At 63.7% G+C, this 23,623-nt stretch carries 21 protein-coding genes; 7 read left to right on the forward strand and 14 right to left on the reverse strand.

Going from position 1 to position 23,623, the window contains the following annotated elements; translation table 11 throughout:
• Positions 1-184: 184 nt before the first annotated feature.
• Positions 185-1,708 (reverse strand): fumarate hydratase, encoded by a 1,524-nt coding sequence (locus IFT44_RS06420; RefSeq protein ID WP_122479347.1) that lies wholly within the window; start codon positions 1,706-1,708, stop codon positions 185-187.
• A 329-nt stretch (positions 1,709-2,037) separates the two neighbouring features.
• On the opposite strand from IFT44_RS06420, the gene IFT44_RS06425 reads away from it, so the two are divergent.
• Together IFT44_RS06425 and IFT44_RS06430 are read left to right on the forward strand one after the other, a co-directional pair.
• Entirely contained in the window at positions 2,038-3,144 is a 1,107-nt protein-coding gene (locus IFT44_RS06425; protein ID WP_122479346.1) for a GGDEF domain-containing protein, read from the forward strand.
• Positions 3,137-4,066, forward strand: coding sequence for an iron-sulfur-binding ferredoxin reductase (locus IFT44_RS06430; RefSeq protein WP_192103924.1), 930 nt, complete (start codon positions 3,137-3,139; stop codon positions 4,064-4,066). The genes IFT44_RS06425 and IFT44_RS06430 overlap by 8 nt, the downstream gene beginning before the upstream one ends.
• A gap of 99 nt (positions 4,067-4,165) precedes the next feature.
• On the opposite strand, the gene pyk is transcribed toward IFT44_RS06430, so the two are convergent.
• Positions 4,166-5,620, reverse strand: a complete 1,455-nt coding sequence (pyk, locus tag IFT44_RS06435) for a pyruvate kinase (RefSeq protein WP_122479344.1) — start codon at positions 5,618-5,620, stop codon at positions 4,166-4,168.
• Positions 5,621-5,810: 190 nt separating this feature from the next.
• On the opposite strand from pyk, the gene IFT44_RS06440 reads away from it, so the two are divergent.
• Together IFT44_RS06440 and IFT44_RS06445 are read left to right on the forward strand one after the other, a co-directional pair.
• On the forward strand, positions 5,811-6,185 hold the full coding sequence (locus tag IFT44_RS06440) for a tetratricopeptide repeat protein (protein ID WP_056843377.1): 375 nt from the start codon (positions 5,811-5,813) through the stop codon (positions 6,183-6,185).
• A gap of 122 nt (positions 6,186-6,307) precedes the next feature.
• Positions 6,308-6,670 (forward strand): PilZ domain-containing protein, encoded by a 363-nt coding sequence (locus IFT44_RS06445; protein WP_122479721.1) that lies wholly within the window; start codon positions 6,308-6,310, stop codon positions 6,668-6,670.
• 15 nt (positions 6,671-6,685) lie between these two features.
• On the opposite strand, the gene IFT44_RS06450 is transcribed toward IFT44_RS06445, so the two are convergent.
• From IFT44_RS06450 to IFT44_RS06460, 3 genes are read right to left on the reverse strand one after another with little or no spacing between them, the layout of a single operon-like run.
• Positions 6,686-8,533, reverse strand: a complete 1,848-nt coding sequence (locus IFT44_RS06450; RefSeq protein ID WP_192103920.1) for a DUF4350 domain-containing protein — start codon at positions 8,531-8,533, stop codon at positions 6,686-6,688.
• Positions 8,534-8,580: 47 nt separating this feature from the next.
• On the reverse strand, positions 8,581-9,288 hold the full coding sequence (locus tag IFT44_RS06455; protein WP_185793959.1) for a 4'-phosphopantetheinyl transferase family protein: 708 nt from the start codon (positions 9,286-9,288) through the stop codon (positions 8,581-8,583).
• A gap of 41 nt (positions 9,289-9,329) precedes the next feature.
• Positions 9,330-9,824 (reverse strand): SprT family zinc-dependent metalloprotease, encoded by a 495-nt coding sequence (locus IFT44_RS06460; protein WP_122479342.1) that lies wholly within the window; start codon positions 9,822-9,824, stop codon positions 9,330-9,332.
• 164 nt (positions 9,825-9,988) lie between these two features.
• Between IFT44_RS06460 and ttcA the strand changes: the two genes are divergently transcribed.
• Entirely contained in the window at positions 9,989-10,813 is an 825-nt protein-coding gene (gene ttcA / locus IFT44_RS06465; RefSeq protein WP_185793958.1) for a tRNA 2-thiocytidine(32) synthetase TtcA, read from the forward strand.
• 128 nt (positions 10,814-10,941) lie between these two features.
• Here the strand turns inward: ttcA and IFT44_RS06470 are convergent, their stop codons facing one another.
• The 6 genes from IFT44_RS06470 to minC all read right to left on the reverse strand — a co-directional run bounded on the left by IFT44_RS06470 (position 10,942) and on the right by minC (position 17,293).
• Positions 10,942-13,080: a mechanosensitive ion channel family protein gene (locus tag IFT44_RS06470; RefSeq protein ID WP_192175607.1), complete on the reverse strand. Its 2,139-nt coding sequence runs from the start codon at positions 13,078-13,080 to the stop codon at positions 10,942-10,944.
• A gap of 117 nt (positions 13,081-13,197) precedes the next feature.
• Complete coding sequence (locus tag IFT44_RS06475; RefSeq protein ID WP_192175608.1) at positions 13,198-14,487, reverse strand: M18 family aminopeptidase; 1,290 nt, start codon at positions 14,485-14,487, stop codon at positions 13,198-13,200.
• Between the two features lie 123 nt (positions 14,488-14,610).
• On the reverse strand, positions 14,611-15,246 hold the full coding sequence (locus IFT44_RS06480; protein ID WP_122479338.1) for an RluA family pseudouridine synthase: 636 nt from the start codon (positions 15,244-15,246) through the stop codon (positions 14,611-14,613).
• 90 nt (positions 15,247-15,336) lie between these two features.
• Entirely contained in the window at positions 15,337-15,591 is a 255-nt protein-coding gene (gene minE / locus IFT44_RS06485; RefSeq protein ID WP_122479337.1) for a cell division topological specificity factor MinE, read from the reverse strand.
• The gene (gene minD / locus IFT44_RS06490; protein ID WP_122479336.1) at positions 15,591-16,403 is read right to left on the reverse strand and encodes a septum site-determining protein MinD; all 813 of its coding nucleotides are present in this window, start codon (positions 16,401-16,403) and stop codon (positions 15,591-15,593) included. The genes minE and minD overlap by 1 nt, the downstream gene beginning before the upstream one ends.
• Before the next feature lie 152 nt (positions 16,404-16,555).
• Entirely contained in the window at positions 16,556-17,293 is a 738-nt protein-coding gene (gene minC, locus IFT44_RS06495) for a septum site-determining protein MinC (protein WP_192136953.1), read from the reverse strand.
• A 139-nt stretch (positions 17,294-17,432) separates the two neighbouring features.
• Between minC and IFT44_RS06500 the strand changes: the two genes are divergently transcribed.
• Positions 17,433-18,362 (forward strand): lipid A biosynthesis lauroyl acyltransferase, encoded by a 930-nt coding sequence (locus IFT44_RS06500; RefSeq protein ID WP_192057594.1) that lies wholly within the window; start codon positions 17,433-17,435, stop codon positions 18,360-18,362.
• 107 nt (positions 18,363-18,469) lie between these two features.
• On the opposite strand, the gene IFT44_RS06505 is transcribed toward IFT44_RS06500, so the two are convergent.
• The 3 genes from IFT44_RS06505 to IFT44_RS06515 form a co-directional block, all read right to left on the reverse strand.
• Positions 18,470-19,249 carry an MlaA family lipoprotein gene (locus tag IFT44_RS06505; protein ID WP_122479333.1) on the reverse strand — a complete coding sequence of 260 codons (780 nt, stop codon included), beginning with the start codon at positions 19,247-19,249 and terminating at the stop codon, positions 18,470-18,472.
• Positions 19,242-20,540, reverse strand: coding sequence for a serine/threonine protein kinase (locus IFT44_RS06510; RefSeq protein WP_122479332.1), 1,299 nt, complete (start codon positions 20,538-20,540; stop codon positions 19,242-19,244). Before IFT44_RS06510 ends, IFT44_RS06505 begins: the two co-directional genes overlap by 8 nt.
• A 180-nt stretch (positions 20,541-20,720) precedes the next feature.
• Positions 20,721-21,233 carry a DUF2062 domain-containing protein gene (locus IFT44_RS06515; RefSeq protein ID WP_185793954.1) on the reverse strand — a complete coding sequence of 171 codons (513 nt, stop codon included), beginning with the start codon at positions 21,231-21,233 and terminating at the stop codon, positions 20,721-20,723.
• Positions 21,234-21,380: 147 nt separating this feature from the next.
• Here IFT44_RS06515 and IFT44_RS06520 point away from each other — a divergent pair, with 147 nt between their 5' ends.
• The gene (locus IFT44_RS06520; protein ID WP_192175609.1) at positions 21,381-23,612 is read left to right on the forward strand and encodes a DNA internalization-related competence protein ComEC/Rec2; all 2,232 of its coding nucleotides are present in this window, start codon (positions 21,381-21,383) and stop codon (positions 23,610-23,612) included.
• The last annotated feature ends 11 nt before the right edge of the window (positions 23,613-23,623 follow it).

Here is a 23,623-nt window from a genome sequence, read left to right on the forward strand (position 1 = left end):
TGCCTCGCTCATGGGGGTAATCAGGCCGACTTTTTAGCGGGCCTGCCGAGAGCGGGGTATCCACAGAACTGATAGGTAGGCAAAGCCTGGCCACGCGGTTAGGGTCGCCTGTCCAGCTGAATCCGGCTCATGAACGCAAAAAAGCCCGGCACAGAGCCGGGCTTCTCGGTTCAGCACGAAACGCTTACTGCACTTCCACCGCCAGGCTTTCGGCGATCCTGGCTTGCCAGATGGCTGGCCCGGTGATGTGGACCGACTCACCCTTGCTGTCGACGGCGACGGTGACCGGCATGTCCTTGACGTCGAACTCGTAGATCGCTTCCATGCCCAGTTCTTCGAAGGCCACCACGCGCGACTTCTTGATCGCCTGGGCCACCAGGTAGGCGGCGCCACCCACGGCCATCAGGTACACGGCCTTGTGGTCCTTGATCGCCTCGATGGCGGTTGGGCCGCGCTCGGACTTGCCGATCATGCCCAGCAGGCCGGTCTGGTCGAGGATCTGCCGGGTGAACTTGTCCATCCGCGTGGCGGTGGTCGGGCCGGCAGGGCCTACCACTTCTTCGCGGACCGGATCGACCGGGCCGACGTAATAGATGAAGCGGCCCTTGAGGTCGACCGGCAGGGTTTCACCCCTGTTCAGCATCTCGACCATGCGCTTGTGCGCCGCATCGCGGCCAGTGAGCATCTTGCCATTGAGCAGGATGGTTTCACCGGGTTGCCAGCTTTGCACCTCTTCGGGCGTCAGCGTGTCGAGATTGACCCGGCGCGCCGACGGGCCGGCTTCCCAGACGATTTCCGGGTAAGCGTCCAGGTCCGGCGCTTCGAGTTCAGCCGGGCCGGAGCCGTCGAGCACGAAGTGGGCGTGGCGAGTGGCGGCGCAGTTGGGGATCATGCACACCGGCAAGGAGGCAGCGTGGGTCGGGTAGTCCATGATCTTGACGTCGAGCACGGTGGTCAGGCCGCCGAGGCCCTGGGCGCCGATGCCCAGCTGGTTGACTTTCTCGAACAGCTCCAGGCGGATCTCCTCGATGCGGTTCTGTGGGCCACGTGCCTTGAGCTCATGGATGTCGATGGACTCCATCAGCACTTCCTTGGCCATCACCGCAGCCTTTTCGGCCGTGCCGCCGATACCGATGCCGAGCATGCCGGGCGGGCACCAGCCGGCGCCCATGGTTGGCACGGTCTTGAGGACCCAGTCGACGATCGAGTCGGACGGGTTGAGCATGGCCATCTTCGACTTGTTCTCGGAGCCACCGCCCTTGGCGGCCACATCCACTTCCACGGTGTTGCCGGGAACGATGGAGTAGTGGATCACGGCCGGCGTGTTGTCCTTGGTGTTGCGGCGAGCGCCAGCCGGGTCGGCCAGGATGGACGCGCGCAGCACGTTCTCCGGCAGGTTGTAGGCGCGGCGCACGCCCTCGTTGATCATGTCGTCCAGGCTCATGGTGGCGCCGTCCCAGCGCACATCCATGCCTACCCGCACGAACACGGTGACGATGCCGGTGTCCTGGCAGATCGGCCGATGGCCGGTGGCGCACATGCGCGAGTTGATCAGGATCTGGGCGATGGAGTCGCGCGCCGCCGGGGATTCTTCACGCAGGTAGGCCTGGTGCATGGCCTGAATGAAATCCACGGGGTGGTAATAGGAAATGAATTGCAGGGCGTCGGCGACGCTCTGAATCAGGTCGTCTTGTTTGATCACGGTCATGGGGCGCGCTCCTCTTGTGGGGAACATTCGTTGAAAAAGCCGGTCAGGTCTTGCCTGGCGCATGGCTTTCGAGGTGCGTCAACTTGTAGCAGGTCGGCGCGAAAAAGGCGCGGCAGTATAGCGCGGCTGGATCGAGCTGACACTCCGCAATGGCGGGTTGGCGTGGTGTCGAGGCAGATACGCCGTTGGTCCGGTAGCCAGTAGACTTCGTCGAGCAATCCAAATTTGAATAGTTATTTCACCCCTTGGCCATTACTATGGCATCACGCCTTTGCACTATTACGGTGCAATCAGGGGAGGGATTCCCATTCAGCACAGCGAGCCTGCGAGTGACCGAGTCCACCCTGCAACATCTACTGATCAAGCGTTTCTCACTGGCCGCCGGCACTTACGCTTTGGTAGTGGCGCTGGTGTGGGTGGCGGTTCTGACGCAGTATTGCCGCGTGTCTCTGGTGACGGCGGTAGGCACCACCTGCCTGGTCGCGATCAGCCAGGGCGCGCTGTATTGGGTATTTCGCAGCGGAGCCAATCAACGTTTCAGCGATCCCAGCCTCACCGAGTTTCAAGTGCTGCTGGCGGTAGCCTGGCACACCTGGTTGATCGGCAATCTGGAAGTGGCACGCGGCACTTTCATGGTGATGTATGTGTTGATCCTGCTGTTCGGCGTTTTCCACCTGCCACGTCGCGCCTTCGTACGCTGTGCGCTGGTGGTGTTCGTCGCCTTCGTCGGGGTCAATCTGTGGGAGGCCTACCGCATGGCCCTGCCGGACCCGGGCCTGGCCACTCTGCAGATCTGCGCCATGCTGGTGGTGCTGTTGTGGTTGTGCATGTATGCAAGCTATGTACAAACCTCGCGCCAACGCATGCGCCAACGCCGTTATGCCTTGCAGGCCCATCAGGACACCCTGCGGGGCATGATGCGCCAGCTTGAAGACCTGGTCGCCACCGATGAGCTGACAGGCTTGTTCAATCGTCGACACTTCCTGCGCCTGGCCTCGCGCGAGCTGGCCACGCTCAAGCCCGATGTCGAGCATGGCCTGGCGCTGATCGACCTCGATCACTTCAAACGCATCAACGATATCCACGGCCATGCGGCCGGTGACCAGGTGCTGCAAGCCTTCGCGGCCTTGACCCAGGATTGCCTGCGCGACGGCGACGTGCTGGCCCGGTACGGCGGTGAAGAATTCGTGCTGCTCATGCCCGAAGTCGACGCAGACCAGCTGGTGCGGTGCTGCGAGCGGCTGCGCAGCGCCTTTGCCGACGCCGATCCGCAAGGGCTGGGCGCAGCCAATCTGAGTCTGTCGGTGGGCATGACCATGCTCAAGCAGGGCGATGATCTGGATGATGCGCTGCAGCGTGCCGACCAGGCGCTGTATCGCGCCAAAGGTGAAGGCCGCAACCGCTGCGCGGCGGCCTGGGACATGGCCGATGCCTGAGCTGGACGTCGGTGGCAGGCGCTGGACGGTGGCGGCGGGCAGCAACCTGCTCGACGCCCTCAACCAGGCCGGCTTGCAGGTGCCCTTCAGCTGTCGCGCCGGCAGTTGCCACGCCTGCCTGGTGCGCTGTGTTGGCGGTGAGCCACAGGACCGCAAGCCCGATGCGTTGAATGCCACAAAGCGTGAGCAGGGCTGGCGCCTGGCCTGTCAGTGTCAAGTCGTCGAGGATCTGCAGGTGGCGGTCTTCGATCCACAGGGCGACGGTGTGACGGCGCATGTGATCGGCTGTGACTGGCCTTCGGCAAACGTGCTGCGCCTGCGACTAGAGGCGCAGCGCCCGCTGCGCTATCAAGCCGGTCAGCACATGCTGCTGTGGACGGTTGCACCCGACGGCGTGCAAATCGCGCGGCCCTATTCCATCGCCAGCCTCGCCCAGGCCGATGACTTTCTGGAGTTTCATCTGGACTGTCGGCGCCCCGGTGCTTTCATCGATCAGGCTCGTCGCCTGAAGGTTGGCGATACTCTGCAGCTGGGCGAAGTGCGCGGTGGAGCCTTGCACTACGATCCTGAATGGCAGGCTCGGCCATTGTGGTTGTTCGCTGCCGGCACGGGTCTGGCTCCGTTGTGGGGTGTGCTGCGAGAAGCGTTGCGACAAGGTCATCACGGCCCGATCCGGTTGTTGCACATGGCCAACGAGCACTACCTGCATGAACCGTTGCGCGCGCTTGCCCAGCTTCATGCCAACCTTGCGGTAGAGCAGTTTCCGGCAGGCGAGCCGCCGCCGTTGCGCCTCCTGTCGCGCCAGACCATCGCCCTGGTGTGCGGCTCGCCGATCAGCGTGGAAGAGTTTTCCCGAAGGCTGTTCCTGGCCGGCCTGCCCCGAAGTCAGCTGTACAGCGATGTCTTCGTCGGCCGCGGCTGAGTCGCAACACGCATTCGCGGGCCACAGAGCGGTCCTACAGAAATGCAAAAGGCCCCGAGGTTTCAACCCCGGGGCCTTCGGTCTTGCAGCCAACGGCTATCAGTCGACCAGCGGGTCACCCACGTGCAGGATTTTCATCCCGTTCGTGCCACCCGTCTGTGCGTAGCTGTCGCCCTTGGTCAGGATGACCCAGTCGCCCTGTTGCACGATGCCCATCTCGAGCAGCTTGTCGATGGCAGCCTTGCTCACTTCGCTCGGCGGCAGAACGGCCGGATCGAAGTCCACCGGGTAGACCCCGCGGAACATCGCGGCACGGGCCTGGGTCGCTCGCTGTGGCGAGAAGGCGAAGATCGGCACCGAAGAACGCAGGCGCGACATGATCAGCGAGGTGTAGCCGGTTTCCGTGAGCGCGATGATTGCCTTCACACCCGGGAAGTGGTTCGCCGTGTACATGGCAGCCAGCGCGATGCTTTCGTCGCAACGCTGGAACTGCGTGTACAGGCGATGGCTGGACTTCTTGCTGGTCGGATGCTTCTCCGCGCCGACGATGATCCGCGCCATGGCCTGCACGGCTTCGATCGGGTAGGAGCCGGCAGCGCTTTCGGCCGAAAGCATCACGGCGTCGGTGTAGTCGAGCACGGCGTTGGCCACGTCGGACACTTCAGCGCGGGTCGGCATCGGGTTCTGGATCATCGACTCCATCATCTGGGTCGCCACGATCACCGCCTTGTTGTTGCGGCGAGCATGCTGGATGATCTTTTTCTGGATGCCGATCAGCTCGGCGTCGCCGATTTCCACTCCCAGGTCGCCGCGCGCCACCATGACCGCGTCACTGGCACGGATCAGGCCGTCGAGGGTTTCGTCGTCGGCGACTGCTTCGGCGCGTTCGATCTTGGCCACCAGCCAGGCGGTACCGCCCGACTCGTCGCGCAACTGACGCGCGTATTCCATGTCCGACGCATCACGCGGGAAAGACACGGCCAGGTAGTCCAGGTCCATCTCGGCGGCAAGCTTGATGTCCGCCTTGTCTTTCTCGGTCAGGGCCGGTGCGGTCAGGCCACCACCGCGGCGGTTGATGCCCTTGTGGTCGGACAGCGGACCGCCGATCAGTACCGAGCAGTGCAGCGAGTCGGCGGTGGCGGTTTCCACGCGCATGACCACGCGGCCATCGTCGAGCAACAGTTCGTCGCCCACGCCGCAATCCTTGACCAGGTCCGGGTAGTCGATACCCACGACCTCCTGGTTGCCGTCGGTGAGCGGATGGCTGGTGGAGAAGGTGAAGCGGTCGCCGACCTTCAGTTCGATGCGTTTGTTGGTGAACTTGGCGATGCGGATCTTCGGACCTTGCAGGTCGCCGAGCAGGGCGACGTGACGCCCCAGGCGCGCGGCGATCTCGCGGATCAGACGGGCGCGAGCCTTGTGCTCATCCGGTGTACCGTGGGAAAAGTTCAGGCGAGCGACATCCAGACCAGCCTTGATCAGTTGTTCGATCACTTCCGGCGAGTTGGAGGCGGGGCCCAGGGTGGCAACGATTTTGGTACGGCGAACGGTCATGCACTGACTCCTTTATTGAAGCGCTGCCAAAGGCTACTCCTCAATTGCGCTGTAGTCATCGTTCCTCTGCACAACATGTCCAGGAATTGGCCGGGAGGATTTGCACGCACCGGCATCCAATGCCTGGGTATTGAAGATTCCCGGCAATGGGTCGATAAACCCTGATACCCCCCTGCGGCAGGAGAATCCCATGCGCGCGCTTGTATTGATTGCCCTGGCCATCGCCGTGTCAGGCTGCACCCGCTGGTCGATGGACCAGCACTTGAACAGCGCCTATCGCGCCTACGACGACGGCAATTGCGAGAAAGTCGTGCTGGAACTGTCCCAGGTCGACCGCAAGAGCCGGTCGCGGCCCTATGTGCAACCGGAGGTCTCGATGCTGCGTGGCCAGTGCCTGGAGCGCCAGAAGTTGTACGTCGACGCCGCCCAGACCTACCAGTACATCATCAACCGCTATCCCTCCAGCGAGTACGCCTACCGCGCCCAGGCGCGCCTGCAGACGCTCGATCAACTGGGCCATGTGCGTCCGGGTGTGCCCGCGCAGCCACGGCCGGCGGCATTCTGAGGTAAATTTCCTGTACTCTGAAACAGCCTTGAAGAAGGCCTGGGCTACGCTGGACGAGTGGAGCTACGAAACGACAGAGGATGAACACGACACATATGCCGGATATCTACAGCAGGCCCATCATGTACACCGAGCGTCGGATCGAGCGGCATCAACTGCCGTACTACCTCAAGGTCTACAACCGCCACACCGGTCGTGCCATGGGCTACATGGGCAACGTGTCGGATGTCGGGCTGATGCTGATCAGCGAGCTGCCGTTGCTGGTCGGGCCGGTGTTCGAACTGCAGGTGAAAATCCCTTCGGTCGAAGGCGAGCCCAAGCTCATCGACCTCTCGGCGCAGTGCCTGTGGTGCCATGAAGACGCCACGCCGGGGCACTACGATTCGGGCTTCGAGCTGCAGGGCCAGGTGCCCACCGAGTTCCTCAAGCTGGTCGACGCGCTGCGTCAGTATTTCACGTTCCATCCCCATGGCACGTCGGCCTGACGGGTCATCCAGGGTTCAGGTACGCGGCTGCCGCAGGCTTCGATAGCGCATCAGCGATTCTGCGGCGATCTCGCCAGGCCATGCGTCCACGACATTCACGCCGCCTGCGGCCAGCCGATCATGCAGGCGCTGGCGCAGCAGCAGGCGCTGCATCACTCCGCAGTAGAGCAGTGCTTCGCGGCGGGTTCGGACCGGCTGTTGACGCAGGCGCTCGAGTGCTTCATCGCGCAGGCTGGCCAGCAATACCGGCCAGCGCTGCGCGGCCCTGCTCAACGCCAGGGGCAAGGTCGATTCGATGCCGGCATGAAAGCCGGTCACCATCACCAGCAATGCGTAGTCGTGTTCGTCGCGGTGCAGGGCATCCAGGACCGTGGCGGGATCGCCGTCTATCTGGCAGGGCTCGAGCTGCGCGAGCGCTTCAACCAGGCGCTGCAACTGTTCGGCGCCGGGTTGCGGTTTCAAGTGTACGGGCGACGTGCTGGAAGACACGTGCAGGCCGACGGCGAATCCGTCAGCCAGTACCGTTTCGGCCAGTTGCAGGCAAGCGTGTACGGCGTGTTTCAGGTCGTTTGAGTGGGCACCTGGGTGACTGGACCAGGCGCCACACTCGAGCAGGATCATCACCGCCCGCTCGGCCGGGATGGCGGACGGCCCGACCGTCCCCACTGCAGCAGAGACGGGGTGGCCGATCCGGGCAGCGGCCGACATCGGCCCCAGGCTGTCCCGCAAGCGTTGCAATTGCGCAACGGTGCGGGTGAACACTCGAGCGGGCATCCGCCGACCGCGCACGGGCATCAGTGCGGCACCGATGCTGCGGGTCGATTGCTGCGAGAGTTGGGCCAGCACCTGCCACTGCTCGGCCACTGCAAGCGCGTCGAAGCCCGGATGGTGCAGGCACGCACGCTGCAGCAGGTCTTTCTGCAGGGCGGCCAACACTTCTCCCGGCCCCAGCTCGCGCAGGGATCGACGTCCTTGCTCACGAATGCCCTGCAACTGACCTCGGTCCAGCAGGTTCGGCGCACGCTGTGGCCGCTGTCGCGTCCTCATCCACCACAGGCCCGGCACGGCTGCCAGAAGCAGCGCGGCAAACACCCACAACGCGTATCGCCCAGGCGGCTCAGGCACCGGCTGGAACACCCAGGTCACTTCGCTGCCCTGATTCAGGTACCACAGCAGCCAGGCATTGTCGTAGCGCTGGATCTGATCGTCGGTCCACAGGCGGGCATCGCTGACCAGGGTGATGAGGCCCTCGCCGTAGGCCATCTGCATCAGATGCGTGGCGCCGTTGCTGTTGGCCCAGGACTGGACCTTGCCGGTCGGGTCATCCAGATGGCGTTGCGTGTCGAAACCCATATAGGCCGGCGCCGATTCGTCTTCCAGATAGAGCTTGGTCAGCGAAGGGTAGTCGTCGCCCGCCGCAGGCGGCAGTTGCGGCAACTGCGAGCTCGACTGCACGCGAATCTGCAGGCGATCGAGCAAAGCGTCCCCACTGCTGGCGCGGGCCTCGTCCCACAAGGCGTCGGCGACCGCCAGCAGGCGTCCGCCACGCTGTACCCAGCCCAGCAGACGGTCGACTTGCTGGGCCGACAGCGGTGTTTGCCGGTGCAGCAGCATCAGGCTGTGGCCGCGTGCGGGCAGCGTGTCCAGTTCGTCGCAAGTGGTTGTCGCCTGGTTGGCCAGCCCTTGTGCCTGGAGAAAGTCCCGGGCACCTCGATAGGGCGTACTCACCGACGGCTGTGAAGCGAGGATTCGCGCGATGGATTGCCGTGCAGCCTGGCTGTTCAGCGTCTGATCGAGCAGACGCGGGCTGTCGAGATCGGCGGCGCCGGAGAGGCCGGCCCACAGCGCCAGTGCAACCAGCAAAGCCGCTGCACGCCGAGCACGCCGAGCACGCTGCCGTCGGGGTGGTCTCAACGGACCGCCACCAGGCTCAACAGCTGCCCATCGAGCCAGGCGAACTGCCCGTCGATTTCGAATCCGCTGGCGAACTGCGGTGACAGGTCGATCAACAGGCGCAGGCGTGCCTGCCCTTGGGCAGACCAATGCAGCACTTCGGCATGTTCGAAATAGAAGCGCTTGCCGACCAGCGGATACAGCGCCTTGAACAGGCTTTCCTTGAGGGAGAACGTCAGGGTCACCACCATGGCCACCTGGTTGGGGTCCATCCGGGCCTGCTCGTCCAGGGTCAGTATTTCCGCGCGCAGCCGTTCGGCGCGCGCCAGCGGCAGCAGGCTCTCGATATCCAGGCCCAGTCCCTGGCAGTCATCACGGCTGGCGACCACGGCTGCGGCCCGACCGCTGCCATGGGTAATCGACCCTACGGTCTGTTCAGGCCAGATCGGCGCGCGGTCGGTGCCGATGACCGGCACCTGCGCTTCGCCGGTGAGGGCCAGCAGTGCCTCGCGTGCGCAGACACGCCCAGCCAGGTACTCGGCCTGGCGCTTGGCCACCGAACGCTGGATCGACGCAGGCGCGACGATGCCGCACCGCGAGAAATCCTCGGTCGTGAACGCGCTGTGCTCGAAACGGTTGCTGAACAACCTTGCGCCGGGCACCGATTCAGGCAGTGGCCAGTGCTGGCGCAGATCGCTCAGGCAAGCGGGGAGGGCTGTATTCATGTGCGCATTCTGCCCAGCCTCGTCGTGCAAGGGAATGACGATCATTGCACGCGCGTTTCACCGCTGAACACCAGGGTCTGGCGGCACCGCCGGCACAGGTAGCGGCGGCCTTTGCCAACCATGCCGTGGCGCTGGGCCGAAAAGGCGAAGTCGCCGTCGGCGCAGGGGCATTTGTAGAGGTAACGGATAACCTGGCGACGTTTCACCGCATAGCTGTGGCAACGGTGGGGTGTCAGCTCGTAGACACCGCGCATGATCAGTTGCCATTCCTCGCCATGGGGCGCAATGCGGTCGCCGAACAACTGGTGGGCTACCAGGTGCGCGACTTCGTGGGGCACGGTCTGCCTGAGGAAGTCCTCGGTGTTCTCGCGGTAGAGCTGTGGATTGAAGCGCAGCAGGTTTTCATGCAGGTGCGCGACACCGGCTTTCTGCCCGCGCAGCTTGGTGCTGACCACCGGGCGCCGGAAAGGCCGCTTGAAAAACAGTTCGGCCTGGCAGAAACAGGCTTCGACGCGTTGATTGAGTTGCTCGGGCATTCTTTGACACACTCCAGATGCGCCGATTATGCCGCAACGTCCAGGCATTGCCGAGCCACCCGTCGGTGCCACGCGCAGGTATCGCTTGCCGCGGCGCTACACCCAATACATCAAAGCGCGTAAAATGCCCGGCTTTTGTCACACACCTCGCGGATCCTGTCGCCATGGGCACTCTTTCGGTCAACCAGAACAAATTGCAGAAACGCCTTCGCCGGCTGGCCGGTGAAGCCGTAGCCGACTACAACATGATCGAAGACGGCGACAAGGTCATGGTCTGTCTTTCGGGTGGCAAGGACAGCTACACGATGCTCGATGTGCTCCTGCACCTGCAGAAGGTGGCGCCCATCGCTTTCAGCATCGTCGCCGTGAACATGGACCAGAAGCAGCCGGGCTTCCCCGAGCAGGTGCTGCCGGCCTACCTGGAACAGCTGGGCGTGGAGTACCACATCGTGGAGAAGGACACCTATTCGGTGGTCAAGGAGCTGATCCCCGAAGGCAAGACCACCTGCTCGCTGTGCTCGCGCCTGCGTCGCGGCACCCTGTACAACTTCGCCGACCAGATCGGCGCGACCAAGATGGCCCTGGGGCACCACCGCGACGACATCGTCGAGACGTTCTTCCTCAACATGTTCTTCAATGGCTCGCTCAAGGCCATGCCGCCCAAGCTGCTTGCCGACGACGGGCGCAACGTGGTGATCCGGCCGTTGGCTTACTGCCACGAGAAGGATATCCAGGCCTACTCCAACTTCAAGCAGTTCCCGATCATTCCCTGCAACCTGTGCGGTTCCCAGGAAAACCTGCAACGCCAGGTGGTCAAGGACATGCTGGTTGACTGGGAGCGCAAGACGCCCGGCCGCACCGACAGCATCTTCCGCAGCCTGCAGAACGTGATGCCATCGCAGTTGGCCGACCGCAATCTGTTCGACTTTCACAACCTGCGCATCGACGACAGCGCCCCGGTGCGGATCGCCAATGTGGTGAACCTGTAACACCGCGGCGCCCCGTTCGCGGCCGATGGCCGCTCCTACGGCGATCCAGATCTCCCGTAGGAGCGGCCATCGGCCGCGAAAGCCTAGACCCCCTGTAGGAGCGGTCAGTGGCCGCGAAGGGCGCCCCGCTATTTCTCGCCAGCCGCGCCTGCCGTGATCACCTGCACACTCAGGCGCGGCGTCGCCAGGTCCAGCCCGGCCTCGTCCATCTGCCGCTTGAGTGCCAGGTTGAAGGCCCGCGACACCTCCCACTGCTTGATCGGGCCGGTCTTGAACCGCGCCCGCAGGATCGCCGTACCCGACTCGAAGCTCTCCACGCCCTGAAACTCCAGCGGCGACCAGATATCGCGCCGATGCAACGGATCGCTGCGCATCTTCTGGCCCACTTCGCGCATCATCTTGATGGCGTCGTCGATGCCCATGCTGTAGGGCACCGCCACGCGGAAGATGGCATAGCCGAATTCCCGCGAGTAGTTCTTGATGCTCTTGATTTCGCTGAACGGAATGGTGTGCACGATGCCGTCGATATCGCGCAGGCGCACGGTACGGATGGTCAGGCCTTCCACAGTGCCCAGGTGCCCACCTACATCCACGTAGTCATCGATGGCCAGGGAATCCTCGATGATGATGAACAGCCCGGTGATCAGATCCGCCACCAGCGACTGCGCGCCAAAACCGATGGCCAGGCCGATCACACCCGCACCCGCCAGCAGTGGCGTGACGTTCATGCCCATGTTGGCCAGGGCAATGATCGCCGCAATGATGAAAATGGTCACGAACAGCACGTTGCGAATCAGCGGCATCATGGTCTGCGCGCGCGCATTGGCCATGCCCTTGCGCGAGCGCGTGAGGGCATGGTGGATACCGGTGTCAGCCAGGATCCACACCAGCCAGGCGAAGATCAGCGTGCCCACCAGGCTGGCCAGGCGCACCGAGATCTCGTGGCCATCGCCTTCGGTGAAGCCGATCAGCGACATGCCCCACACGCGCAGGCCCAGATCGATGAAAACCACCCAGATCAGCAGGTGCATCAAGGTGTAGGCAAAGTGACTCAAGCGCTCTGAATACAAGGCATGACGCCGCGGGCCCTTGGGCGGGCGCAGGGCGTGACGCCGGATCAGGCCATTGATGACCATGCACAGGATCAACAGCACCGCACACATCAGCGACTGGCGCAGGGCCGTGCTGGTGTCGCCGGCCGAGAAGAACGTGGCGAACAGCGAGATGCCGACCAGCACCAGCGCCGGCAGGTACCAGAAGCTGCCGAGGATCTCGATGGTGTCGCTCAAGGCTCGTCGGGTCAGGCGCCGCGACAGCGGCTGGTTGCGGATCAGGTGGGCGATGGGCCGGCGAAAGCGCAGGATGAACAGCCCGGTCGACAGTGCCGCCAGTACATTGGCCAGGGTCGCGGCGCTGTGTGCCAGGTGCTGGCCGAGCGCAGCGACCATCCGTGGGTCGCTCAACGCCTCGCCGAAGGCGGCGAAACTGCCGATCAGCCACAGGGGGCGAAACGCACGGTGACGCAGGATGTTCAGCGCGCGGTGTCGATGGGGTCCGTCGAGCAGGGAAAACGCGATCACGCAAATCGCGGAAAACAGTGTGCCGACCACCAGCGCGTAGGCCATCACCATCGCCAGGCTCTTGCCCAATGAAGAGGGCAGGGCGTAGCCCACATAAACGGTAATGACCAGCGCCACCAGCCAGGGCCCGAGCTTGCGCAAGGCAAAGCGCAGCAGGTCGAGGGTACGCGGATGCTGTGGCAACTCTTCCGACAGGCCAAAGCGCACGCGCACGCGATGCCCGATCCAGATCAAACTGTAGGCAAGCAGGCTCCACACCAGAATGATCAACAGAAATGCGCCGATGATCGGCGGCCATTCGGCCATCGGCAGGGCCAGCGCCTCTAGCTCTTCATGGGCCAGGGCGACTTCCGCGCCCCAGCGCTGGAACGGACTGTTATCGCCGGAAAACTGCTGGTCGACGTGCGCCAGGGCACTGCCGATCATGCCCAGCACGCCCTGCTCGGCCGCGGGTTGGGCTTGCCGGGTGCTGTCCCGCAGTTTTTTCAGGTCGCTCAGCAGGCGCGTGCGCTGCTGTTCGTTTTCCAGGGTCTGGATCACCTGATCCAGGGACTGACCCAGGGGTTGGGCAGGTTGCTCGGCGGGTTTCTCCGAGCTTCCCCCCAGCAATCCAGGCAAGGCAACGGCCTGAGCGGTGATCGGCAGTAGCAACAGGACTGCAAGCGCCAGGCGCAGGAAAAGGGCCATCAGTGGAATCACCTGTAGATCGGTGTTTGCGTGGTCCGCCCTGTGCCCGCCGAGGGCCGGCCACGAAGAGTGGAAACGTGAGCGTCACCTGCGTGCCGGCCGCTCACGTGCGTGCTGCTAGGGCAGCTCGTTGCTGGCATAGAACGCGTCCAGTACCTTCACCAGATGCGCCAGGTCATGGCTGCCGGCAAGCTCGCGAATCGAATGCATGGCAAACGTCGGCAAGCCGATGTCGACGGTCCTGATGCCCAGGTGGCTGGCGGTGATCGGGCCGATGGTCGAACCGCAACCCATGTCGCTGCGTACCACGAAGCTTTGCACCGGTACTTCCACGGCCATGCACAGGTGGCGGAAGAACCCCGCCGTTTCGCTGTTGGTGGCGTAGCGCTGGTTGCTGTTGACCTTGATCACCGGCCCGGCATTGAGTTTGGGCCCGTGGTTGGCGTCGTGCTTGTCGGCGTAGTTGGGGTGAACACCGTGGGCATTGTCGGCCGACACCAGCAGCGAACGCTGGATGCTGCGTACATACTCGTCGCCCTCGGGCAGCAGGCGCTGCAGGACCTGTTCGAGCATCGGCCCGTCGGCGCCACAGGCCGAACTGGAACCGATCTCTTCATGGTCGGTACACACCAGCACGCAGCTTTCATCGCCCTGGGCATCGAGCAGGGCCTGCAGGCCGGCGTAACAGGACAGCAGATTGTCGAGCCGCGCGCCGGCGATGAAATCACCGTGCAGGCCAATCACCGCAGCACTTTGCGTGTCGTAGAAGCTGAGCTCGTAATCCAGCACCACGTCGGCATTCAGCCCGTGTTCGCGTGCCAATTGCTCGGTCAGCAGCGCACGGAAATCGACCCGCTCGTCACCGGCCACCTGAGCCAGCACGGGTGGCAGTTCGTTCTGTGCGTTGATCGCCCAGCCCAGGTTGGCCTCGCGGTTGAGATGAATGGCCAGGTTGGGCACCACGGCAATCGGCAGGCGGAAATCGATCAGCTGGCTTTCGACCTTGCCGTCACGGCGAAAGGTGACCCGGCCGGCCAGCGACAGATCGCGGTCGAACCAGGGCGCCAGCAACGCACCGCCATAGACTTCGACGCCCAGCTGGAAGAAGCCCTGGCGCTGCAACTCGGGTTGCGGCTTCACCCGCAGGCAGGGGCTGTCGGTGTGAGCGCCAACCAGGCGCAGGCCGCTCAGCAGCGGTGAATGCTTGCCCAGCCTGACGGCAATGATCGAGGAATCGTTGCGCGTTACGTAGTAGCGCCCACCGGGCACCGTGTTCCAGCTCTCGCGCTCGTCCAGCCGCTGGTAACCGGCTGCCTCGAGGCGGCGAGCCAGCGTCGCGGTGGCGTGGAATGGGGTAGGGGAGGCCTTGAGAAAATCGATCAGGCCTTGGTTCAAAGCTTCACGCATAGAAAACTCCAGACAGCAATGCCACCGAGTTTACCCGATTGCCCACCCGTGTGGCTGCTGCTCCCACACAGGACCTGGCATACCGGCAGGAGCGGTCATCGCCCGCGAAAGCCTCACCGCTGTTCAGAAGGGTGCGGCGCACTCGAATTTCATCCGCTCACCCGTCACCGGATGGGTAAACGCCAGCATGCTGGCATGCAGGCACAACCGTTCGTGTGCCTGCAACGCCTCGGGGTGGGCATACAGCCGGTCACCCAGCAGCGGATGACCGATCGACAACAGGTGCACGCGCAATTGGTGCGAACGCCCGGTGATCGGCGTCAGCTCCACGCGACACCACTCGCCGCAGCGCTCCAGCACCTTCCAGAAGGTCAGCGCATGTTTGCCGTGCTCGTGATCCACCACGTGCCGTGGCTTGGTCGGCGGATCGTAGCGCAGCGGCAGGTCGACACTGCCACTGTCCAGCGCAGGCTGGCCCCAGGCCAGGGCGGTATAGGCTTTTTCCGTCTCGCGGTCGTGGAACTGACGGGACAGCTCGCGGTGGCTGTCGGCATCGCGCGCCAGCAGAATGATGCCGCTGGTTTCCCAGTCCAGGCGATGCACGATGCGCGCCTCGGGAAAGCCGTTTTCCTGCAGGCGGGTGATCAGGCAGTCCTTGTTGTCGTCGGCGCGCCCGGGCACCGACAACAACAGGGTCGGCTTGTCGATGACCAGCACGGCGGCGTCCTGGTGGATGATGCGAATGTTCGACAACGGCATGAAAGGTCTATCTCTCAGAAACGCCAACGGCGGCGCGTCGACCCTTTTCAGCAAAGGGCCGGCGGGCCGCCGTGGAGCCGAGCGCAGGGCTCAGCGGTCGGGCAGGGTAATGTTCAATTCCAGAATCGAGCAGCTACCCTGATTCTCGAGCGCAACCTGTACCTGGTCGCTCTCGATGTTCACATACTTGCGAATCACTTCCACCAGCTCTTTCTGCAGAGCCGGCAGGTAGTCAGGGGTAGTGCGTTGGCCGCGTTCATGCGCCACGATGATCTGTAGACGCTCTTTCGCGACCGACGCGGTATTGCCTTTCTTGCGGTCACGAAAGAAGTCGAAAATATTCATTAGCGACCTCCAAACAGGCGCTCGACCCAGTTCTTCTTCTTGAAATCAAGGAAGCGGTGGGGCTTTTCCTTGCCCAGCAAACGGTCGACGGCATCGCTGTACGCCTGGCCGGCGTCGCTCTGGTCGTCGAAAATCACCGGCGTACCCGAGTTGGACGCCTTGAGCACTGCTTCGGATTCCGGAATCACGCCCAGCAGGCGGATGGCCAGGATTTCCTCGACGTCTTCCACGCCCAGCATCTCGCCGCGGCTGACGCGCTCGGGGCTGTAGCGGGTGATCAGCAGGTGTTCCTTGATCGGATCCTCGCCGTTCTCGGCGCGTCGCGACTTGCTCGCCAACAGGCCAAGCATGCGGTCCGAGTCGCGTACCGAGGACACCTCGGGGTTGGTCACCACGATCGCCTCATCGGCGAAATACATGGCCAGGTGAGCACCTTTCTCGATGCCTGCCGGGGAGTCGCACAGAATGTAGTCGTGGGTCTTGGACAGCTCGGTGATGATCTTCTCGACGCCTTCCTTGGTCAGGGCATCCTTGTCGCGCGTCTGGCTGGCAGCCAGGATGAAGAGGTTCTCGACGCGCTTGTCCTTGATCAGGGCCTGCTGCAGGGTCGCTTCACCGTTCACCACGTTGACGAAGTCGTACACCACGCGGCGTTCGCAGCCCATGATGAGGTCAAGGTTACGCAGGCCGACGTCGAAGTCGATGATGACGGTTTTGTGGCCGCGCAGTGCGAGGCCGGTGCCGATGGCGGCGCTGGTGGTGGTCTTGCCCACACCACCCTTGCCGGATGTAACCACTAGAATCTTGGCCAAGGTGTATCACCCCTACTTAAAAAGGGACTGTTAATCCCCGAAAAAACATGACTTCAAAACATCGGCGGACTGCATGTGCCTGCGGTACCGGAAGCGTACCGCTCGACAACCGCGCTATTTGAAAGTTGCGCTGAAAATGGCGGCAGTATCCGTTAAAGACGGGTGATGTTCAACACATCCCCCGATAAGCTCACCTGAACGGGCGCACCCCACAGCGGGTCGCGACGCAGGTCTTCGGAGACCTTGTACTGCCCGGCGATGGAAAGCAGTTCGGCGCCCAGTTGCTGACAGAAGATGCGGGCCTTGCGGTCGCCCTTGATGCCCGCCAGGGCGCGGCCACGCATCGGGCCGTACACATGAATGTTGCCATCGGCCAGCAGTTCGGCACCCGAGCTCACCGAGCTGATCACCACCAGGTCGCAGCCCTGGGCGTAGATCTGCTGGCCGCCACGGATCGGCGTGGTGATCACGCGAGTCGGCTGGATCAAGGGCTCTGGAGGCTTTTCCGGAAGCTTCTCGGGCTTGCGCTCTTCGACTTCCAGCGGTCGTTCGCGGGCACCCGAGGGTGGCAGCACCGGCAAGTCGATGGCGATTGCCGCCGCGATGTCTTCGATGCGGCTGGCACGCAGCGCCAGGGTCCGCAGGCCATGATGACGGCAGATGCGCATCAGGCCCGGCAGGTCGATGCTGCCTTGGTTGGCGGGCAGTTTGTCCAGCGCCAGCACCAGCGGCGTGTTGCTGAAGAAGTTCGGGGCCTGCGCGACCTTGGCCGCCAACTGGCGGTCGAGGCCGGCAAGATCGTTCTTCGCCAACTCAAGCACGGTGATGGCGAGCATGCTGCCCTTGAGTTGGAACACAGGTTCCTGGTCTAGCTGATCGGTCTGGCTCATGGTCGGCAAAACGCGCCTTGTAACTAAAAAAAGTGCCGAGACTTATAGCGAGAACCACCTTCCCCTGCAAGCCGCGACGCAGCGATGGGTGGTCAACCCATGTAGAATGCCCCGCCTTGTTGCCTGTTCGGAATCGTCAATGGACCGCCCGCGTTTTCGCCGATCTTTTCTTCATCCGCGCTTCTGGCCCCTGTGGCTGGGGCTCGGCGCGTTGTGGCTGGTCGTGCAATTGCCCTATCGCGCCTTGCTCAGGCTGGGCCGCTGGCTGGGGATGGGCATGTACCGCGTGGCCAGTGAACGTCGCCGCGTGGCGGCGCGCAACCTCGAGTTGTGCTTCCCGCAGATGCCGCCCGTCGAAAGAAAACGCCTGCTCAAGGAAAACTTCGCATCCACCGGCATCGCATTCTTCGAAATGGCCATGAGCTGGTGGTGGCCACAGTCGCGCCTGGCAAGGCTGGCGCACATCGAAGGGCTCGAGCACCTGCAGGCGGCGCAACGTGAGGGCGAGGGCGCAATTCTGATGGCGCTGCATTTCACCACCCTGGAAATCGGTGCAGCGTTGCTGGGCCAGCGCCACACCATCGACGGCATGTACCGCGAGCATCGCAATGCACTGTTCGATTTCGTCCAGCGCCAGGGCCGCGAACGGCACAATCCCGATTCGCTGGCGGTAGAACGCGAGGACGTGCGCGGGATGATCAAGCTGCTGCGCAAGGGCCGCGCTATCTGGTACGCACCCGATCAGGACTATGGCGCCAAGCAGAGCATCTTCGTGCCGCTGTTCGGTATCGAGGCGGCCACGGTGACGGCTACCACGCATTTCGCCCGACTGGGCAAGGCACGGGTCATCCCGTTCACGCAACGGCGGCTGGAAGACGGCTCTGGCTATCGGCTGGTTTTGCATCCACCGCTGCAGGGGTTCCCCGGCGAGAGCGAAGCGGCCGATGCGTTGCGCATCAACCAGTGGGTGGAACAGGCCGTGACCGAATGCCCCGAGCAGTACCTGTGGGCCCACCGCCGCTTCAAGTCGCGGCCTGTCGGCGCACCGAAACTGTACGAGAAGCGCTGAGCGGGGTGGGGTGGACGAACCAGCGTCGACCCCGCTCTCACAATCGCCTGAAGCTCAGCTCTGGTTGGAGCGGTTGCTACCGGCGAAGAGGCCCGTGCGCGATGCGCTTACTCGGCGATCTGCAGCTTGCGCGACTCGGTGTACACGTAACGCACCTTCTCGTACTCGAACGGTGAGTTCAGCTGACCGTAGCGGAAGCTGTTGCTGTAGCGCCGATCCACGGCACGCAACGCCCACAACTCTGGATGATTGCTGCTGACCTCGGACACATTGAGGAAATTGATCTGGTTCTCGACGGCGAAGTCGAACACCAGGCCGGTGGTGTCGCGCAGGTTGGACGGCCCCAGGATCGGCAAGACCAGGTAGGCGCCGTTCGGCACACCGTAGAAGCCCAGGGTCTGACCGAAGTCTTCGGCCTGCTTCTGCAGGCCGAACCAGGTGGCCGGGTCCCACAGGCCCGCCACGCCCAGCGTGGTGTTCACCAACAACCGTCCAGATGTATCCAGGGCACGCTTGCCCTTGAACTGCAGCAGGCTGTTGACCAGGCTCGGCACTTCGCCCAGGTTGCTGAAGAAGTTGCTCACCCCGGTGCGCAGGAACGACGGCGTGATGTACGTATAGCCGTTGACCACCGGCAGGAATACCCACTCGTCGAAACGATAGTTGAAGTGGTAAAGGCGCCGGTTCAGGTTTTCCAACGGGTCGTAGACGTTCAACGCCGTGAGCGTGGAGCGCTCGAACTCGCGCTGGTCCAGGCCAGGGTTGAACTTGAGTACCTGCAACGGTTGCTTGAAGCCGTCGCTGTCGACCTTCTGGACGGTGCTGTCGTCGGCCTGGGCAACGCCTGCGCACAGCAGCGTTGCCATCAACAGGAATGTTCTAGCCACGGAAGAACTCCAGCATAGCGTCGCTGTTGACGCGGTAATTGAGGTTGCCGCAATGGCCGCCATAAGGGTAAACGGTCAAGCGATCGCCAAAGGTCTTGCGCAGGAAGCCCAGATCGCCAGGGCCCAGGATCACATCGTCGGCGTTGTGCATGACGCTGATCTTGGTGCTGTTCTGCAAGTAGTCCTTGATGCCATACAGGCTCACCTGATCCACCAGCTGCAGCAGGCTGCCACCGTCGGTGCGGGCGCGCCACATCGGAATCACCTGCTCGGTCAGGTAGCAGTCGAAGTCGCACTGCAGCGCCCGGCGCAGGAACGGCGTTAGGCTGGTGCCTTCGCTGATCGGATACTTGGGCGGCGTGATCAGCCCACGGCGGTTGATCAGGTCGGAGGTGAAGGCAATGTCGGCAGCCGAAAACCGGAACGAGGTGCCGATCAGCATGGCCATCTGCTCGTTGGAAAGGTGCTGCTTGGACTGCTGGAAATCGTAGAGCAGCGCATCGTTGAGGTCGATATAGCCCTTCTGCTGGAAGTAGCGCGTCAGCTTGTTGAGGACCAGCTCATAGAACGTCGTGCTGTTGTTGATGCCCTTGACCTGGGTCTGCACCAACTTGTCGAGGTTGGTGATCGAGGTGTAGAGGTTGACCGGCGGGTTGAGCAGCAGCACTTTCTTGAAGTTGAAACTGCGCCGGGTCTCATCCAGCTGGCTGACGAACGCTGCGTCCAGCGCGCCCAAGCTGTACCCGGTCAGGTAGAAATCGGTGATCGGCAACTTCGGATGCTGGGCACGCACGCCCTGCATGACCCGGTACAGGTCTTCGGCATCTTCGCGGGTCACGCCCGGAGTGGCGAAGCGCGACGCGGCGCTGATGAAGTCGAAGCTGGTGGGTGAGGACAGCTGCACCACGTGGTAGCCGGCCTGGTAATACAGCTTTTTCAGGTATTCGTTGAGCGAACTGCTGTAGGGCGCACCGGTGCCGGCAATGAGGAAGATCAGTGGCGCGGCATGGTCCTGCTGGGCCAGGCGATAGCGCAGCTTCTTCACGGCCCAGAAATTGTCCGGCAGGATGAACTCTCGCTCCGGGCGCACGTTGAGGCTGTAGTCGGCCTGATCGATGTCTTCGTCCAGGGGCAGCTTGGGCCGTAGCTCCGGCGGTGTCGAAGCGATCGTGGCCTCGAACGGGTTGGTGAGCGGATAGCCATAGGTGGCGGGGTCGATATCCTTCGCCAACGCGGACGCACTCATGATGAGGCCGCCAAGCAGGGCAGCGAAGCGCAATGATCGGAGCATGACGGAGTCCCTAGAGGAGAATGCTGTGTTGACGTTCGAGGCTAGGACAAGCGCACTGGTGGCAAGTTGCCAAGCCGCTGGGTTTTTAACACAACAACTCGTCCTGACCGGCGGCAAGATACACTGAATTCACCACTCGATGCGCGTGCTCCGACCTGCTGCACGCCACAGTGAGCAGTGCTACCGCCGCTGCTTGCGTCGCCGCCATTGGCGACTGACCCACCAGCGCCAGTAAAACATTGTCAGGAAGTATGCCAACGCTCCCAGTACCACGCCAGTCACCACCGAGCCGAGCAGGAACGGCTGCCACAGCGTGGACATCTGGCTCATCACCCAGTCCCAGCTGTACGAGTCGGGTAGCTGCCGCGGTGGCTGACCCAGCAGCCAGGACCCTACCTTGTACGTGCAATAGAACACCGGCGGCATGGTGATCGGGTTGGTCAGCCACACCAGGCTGACCGCGATGGGCATGTTGCCGCGCACCATGATGGCCAGGGCCGCCGCCAGGAGCATCTGCAGCGGGATGGGCATGAACGCGGCGAACAGGCCGACCGCCATCGCCCGGGCCACGGAATGACGGTTCAGGTGCCAGAGGTTGGCGTCATGCAGGAGGCGACCCAGGAATCGCAGCGACTTGTGTTCACGAATCGTCTCTGGGTCCGGCATGTAGCGCTTGAACAGGCGACGCGGCATAGCGGTCTCGCACGTATCTGTCTGGATGTGTCCGGCAGTATGCACAAGTTGCCTGAAGTCCGAGCTCAGACTTTGTGACATTTGATAAGGCGCGACGCGGCCCGTTTGCCCTTAGCCTTGCCCGGCGGTTTTTCCAGGGAGGAAGGTATGCGCACAGCGATGTTGGCGTTGGCGACCGGGATGGTGTGTCTGCGTTGGCTGCCGACGCTTCCATCATTGAGCTGGCTGGTAGGCATGGGTGCAGGTGCGATGTTGTTGCTGGCAGCGCGCCGCTGGCATTGCGCGCTCGTTCTGCTGGGCCTGTGTTGGGCCTGTCTGCACGCCCACTGGGCGACGAACGGACAGTTGGCGTCTGCGCTGGACGGACAAACCCTGTGGCTCGAAGGGGAGGTGGTGGGCCTGCCGGCAACCAACGGCAGCACGGTGCGCTTCGAACTGGCCGAGGCCTGGTCGCGCCGTGCGCAGCTACCGTCGCACCTGCGCCTGGCCTGGTATGGCGGCCCGCGGGTCGTCAGCGGCGAGCGTTGGCGGCTGGCCGTGAAACTCAAGCGGCCGCGGGCATTGGTCAACCCCGGAGGTTTCGACGCCCAGGCCTGGGCCCTGGCCAAGGGCATCGGCGCCACCGGCAGCGTCAAGGCCGGCCAGCGGGTGCGGGCGGCCCGTCTGGCCTGGCGCGATGGCGTGCGCCAGCGGCTGCTGGCTGTGGACAGCCAGCAGCAGGGCGGCACGCTCGCCGCCTTGCTGCTGGGCGACGGTTCGGGCGTGTCCCGCCAGCAGTGGGACGTTCTCCAGGCCACGGGGACCGTGCATCTGTTGGTTATCTCCGGCCAGCACGTCGGCCTGCTTGCGGGGTTGCTGTATGGCCTGGTTGCCCTGTTGGCAAAACTCGGTGTCTGGCCGGCGCGTTGGCCCTGGTTGCCCTGTGCCTGCGCATTGGCGTTCACCGGCGCGTTGGCGTATGGGCTGTTGGCCGGCTTCCAGGTGCCGGTACGCCGAGCCTGCATCATGATCGGCCTAGTGCTGTTGTGGCGGCTGCGCTTTCGCCACCTGGGCGTGTGGTCGCCGCTACTGCTGGCATTCACCACGGTCTTGCTGGTCGACCCCCTGGTCAGCCTGCAGCCGGGATTCTGGCTGTCGTTTTGCGCGGTGGGAGTGCTGCTGCTGGCGTTTTCCGGACGTCTGGGCGGTTGGCGCTGGTGGCAGGCCTGGACGCGCGCGCAGTGCTGCGTGGCGGTGGGTCTGCTGCCGGTGATGGTGGCCCTGGCGTTGCCGGTGAGTATCAGCGGGCCGCTGGTGAATCTGCTGGCCGTGCCCTGGATCAGTCTGCTGGTGCTGCCGGTGGCCATGGCCGGTGCCGTGCTGCTGCCTGTGCCATGGGTGGGCGAAATCCTGCTGTGGCTGGCCGGAGGCGCACTGCGCGGCCTGTTTCAATGGCTGACCTGGGCCGCCGAGTGGGGGCCTTCCTGGCTGCCGCCGGGGCTGTCGCCCGGGGTATGGCTGGTGCTGGTCATCGGCGTGCTGTTGCTGTTGCTGCCGGCCGGTATTCCATTGCGCTGGTTGGGCGTGCCGATGGCCGGGTTGCTGTTGTTCAGCCCGCGTCAGGTACCGCCCGTGGGCCAGGCCGACATCTGGGTGCTGGATGTCGGCCAGGGGCTGGGTGTGCTCGTGCGCACCGCCCAGCACCAGTTGCTCTACGACACCGGTCCCGGCCTGGGCGAAATCGACGCCGGCGCCAGTGTGGTGGTGCCCAGCCTGGTAGCCCTGGGCGTGCGGCGCCTGGATGCGATGATCATCAGTCATGCGCACCTCGATCATTCCGGTGGTGCTGGCACCGTTATGCGACGCCTGCCGGTCGACCAGACGCTGGCCGGTGAGCCCGACCTTTTGCCCGCCGCGTGGCAGGCGCAGCCTTGCGAGCCCGGGCGCAGTTGGGAGTGGGACGAGGTGAAGTTCGTCTTGTGGCGCTGGCCGTCGGCCGTGCCCGGCAATCCCGCCTCGTGCGTACTCTGGGTCGAAGCCAATGGCGAGCGCCTGCTGCTCAGCGGCGACATCGACGCGGCGGCCGAAAAAGCCCTGGTCGCGAGCGGTTTGCCGGTTCAGGCGCACTGGTTGCAAGTGCCGCACCACGGCAGCCGGACGTCATCGAGCAAGCCCTTGCTGGATGCAGTGCGTCCACAGGCAGCGTTGATCTCCAGGGGGCATGGCAATACCTTCGGCCATCCCCATGCCTCCATACTGGCGCGTTTTCAGGCATTGGGCATCGCCACCCACGACACCGCCGAGGACGGCGCGTTGCGTGTCCGCCTGGGTACCTTTGGCCCGGTGCAGCGGCAGCGCTCCCAGCGACGTTTCTGGCGCGAGGCACCCGACCACCCCTGAGCTTTCCAACG

The organism is Pseudomonas sp. CFBP 13710, assembly GCF_014842235.1.
In the GTDB taxonomy this organism is placed as follows: Bacteria; Pseudomonadota; Gammaproteobacteria; order Pseudomonadales; family Pseudomonadaceae; genus Aquipseudomonas; species Aquipseudomonas baltica.

Coding starts and splice junctions, on each gene's coding strand:
- IFT44_RS06420 (WP_122479347.1), bottom strand. CDS start 1,708: ATGACCGTGATCAAACAAGACGACCTGATTCAGAGCGTCGCCGACGCC.
- IFT44_RS06430 (WP_192103924.1), top strand. CDS start 3,137: ATGCCTGAGCTGGACGTCGGTGGCAGGCGCTGGACGGTGGCGGCGGGC.
- pyk (WP_122479344.1), bottom strand. CDS start 5,620: ATGACCGTTCGCCGTACCAAAATCGTTGCCACCCTGGGCCCCGCCTCC.
- IFT44_RS06440 (WP_056843377.1), top strand. CDS start 5,811: ATGCGCGCGCTTGTATTGATTGCCCTGGCCATCGCCGTGTCAGGCTGC.
- IFT44_RS06445 (WP_122479721.1), top strand. CDS start 6,308: ATGTACACCGAGCGTCGGATCGAGCGGCATCAACTGCCGTACTACCTC.
- IFT44_RS06455 (WP_185793959.1), bottom strand. CDS start 9,288: ATGAATACAGCCCTCCCCGCTTGCCTGAGCGATCTGCGCCAGCACTGG.
- IFT44_RS06460 (WP_122479342.1), bottom strand. CDS start 9,824: ATGCCCGAGCAACTCAATCAACGCGTCGAAGCCTGTTTCTGCCAGGCC.
- ttcA (WP_185793958.1), top strand. CDS start 9,989: ATGGGCACTCTTTCGGTCAACCAGAACAAATTGCAGAAACGCCTTCGC.
- IFT44_RS06470 (WP_192175607.1), bottom strand. CDS start 13,080: ATGGCCCTTTTCCTGCGCCTGGCGCTTGCAGTCCTGTTGCTACTGCCG.
- IFT44_RS06475 (WP_192175608.1), bottom strand. CDS start 14,487: ATGCGTGAAGCTTTGAACCAAGGCCTGATCGATTTTCTCAAGGCCTCC.
- IFT44_RS06480 (WP_122479338.1), bottom strand. CDS start 15,246: ATGCCGTTGTCGAACATTCGCATCATCCACCAGGACGCCGCCGTGCTG.
- minE (WP_122479337.1), bottom strand. CDS start 15,591: ATGAATATTTTCGACTTCTTTCGTGACCGCAAGAAAGGCAATACCGCG.
- minC (WP_192136953.1), bottom strand. CDS start 17,293: ATGAGCCAGACCGATCAGCTAGACCAGGAACCTGTGTTCCAACTCAAG.
- IFT44_RS06500 (WP_192057594.1), top strand. CDS start 17,433: ATGGACCGCCCGCGTTTTCGCCGATCTTTTCTTCATCCGCGCTTCTGG.
- IFT44_RS06510 (WP_122479332.1), bottom strand. CDS start 20,540: ATGCTCCGATCATTGCGCTTCGCTGCCCTGCTTGGCGGCCTCATCATG.
- IFT44_RS06515 (WP_185793954.1), bottom strand. CDS start 21,233: ATGCCGCGTCGCCTGTTCAAGCGCTACATGCCGGACCCAGAGACGATT.
- IFT44_RS06520 (WP_192175609.1), top strand. CDS start 21,381: ATGCGCACAGCGATGTTGGCGTTGGCGACCGGGATGGTGTGTCTGCGT.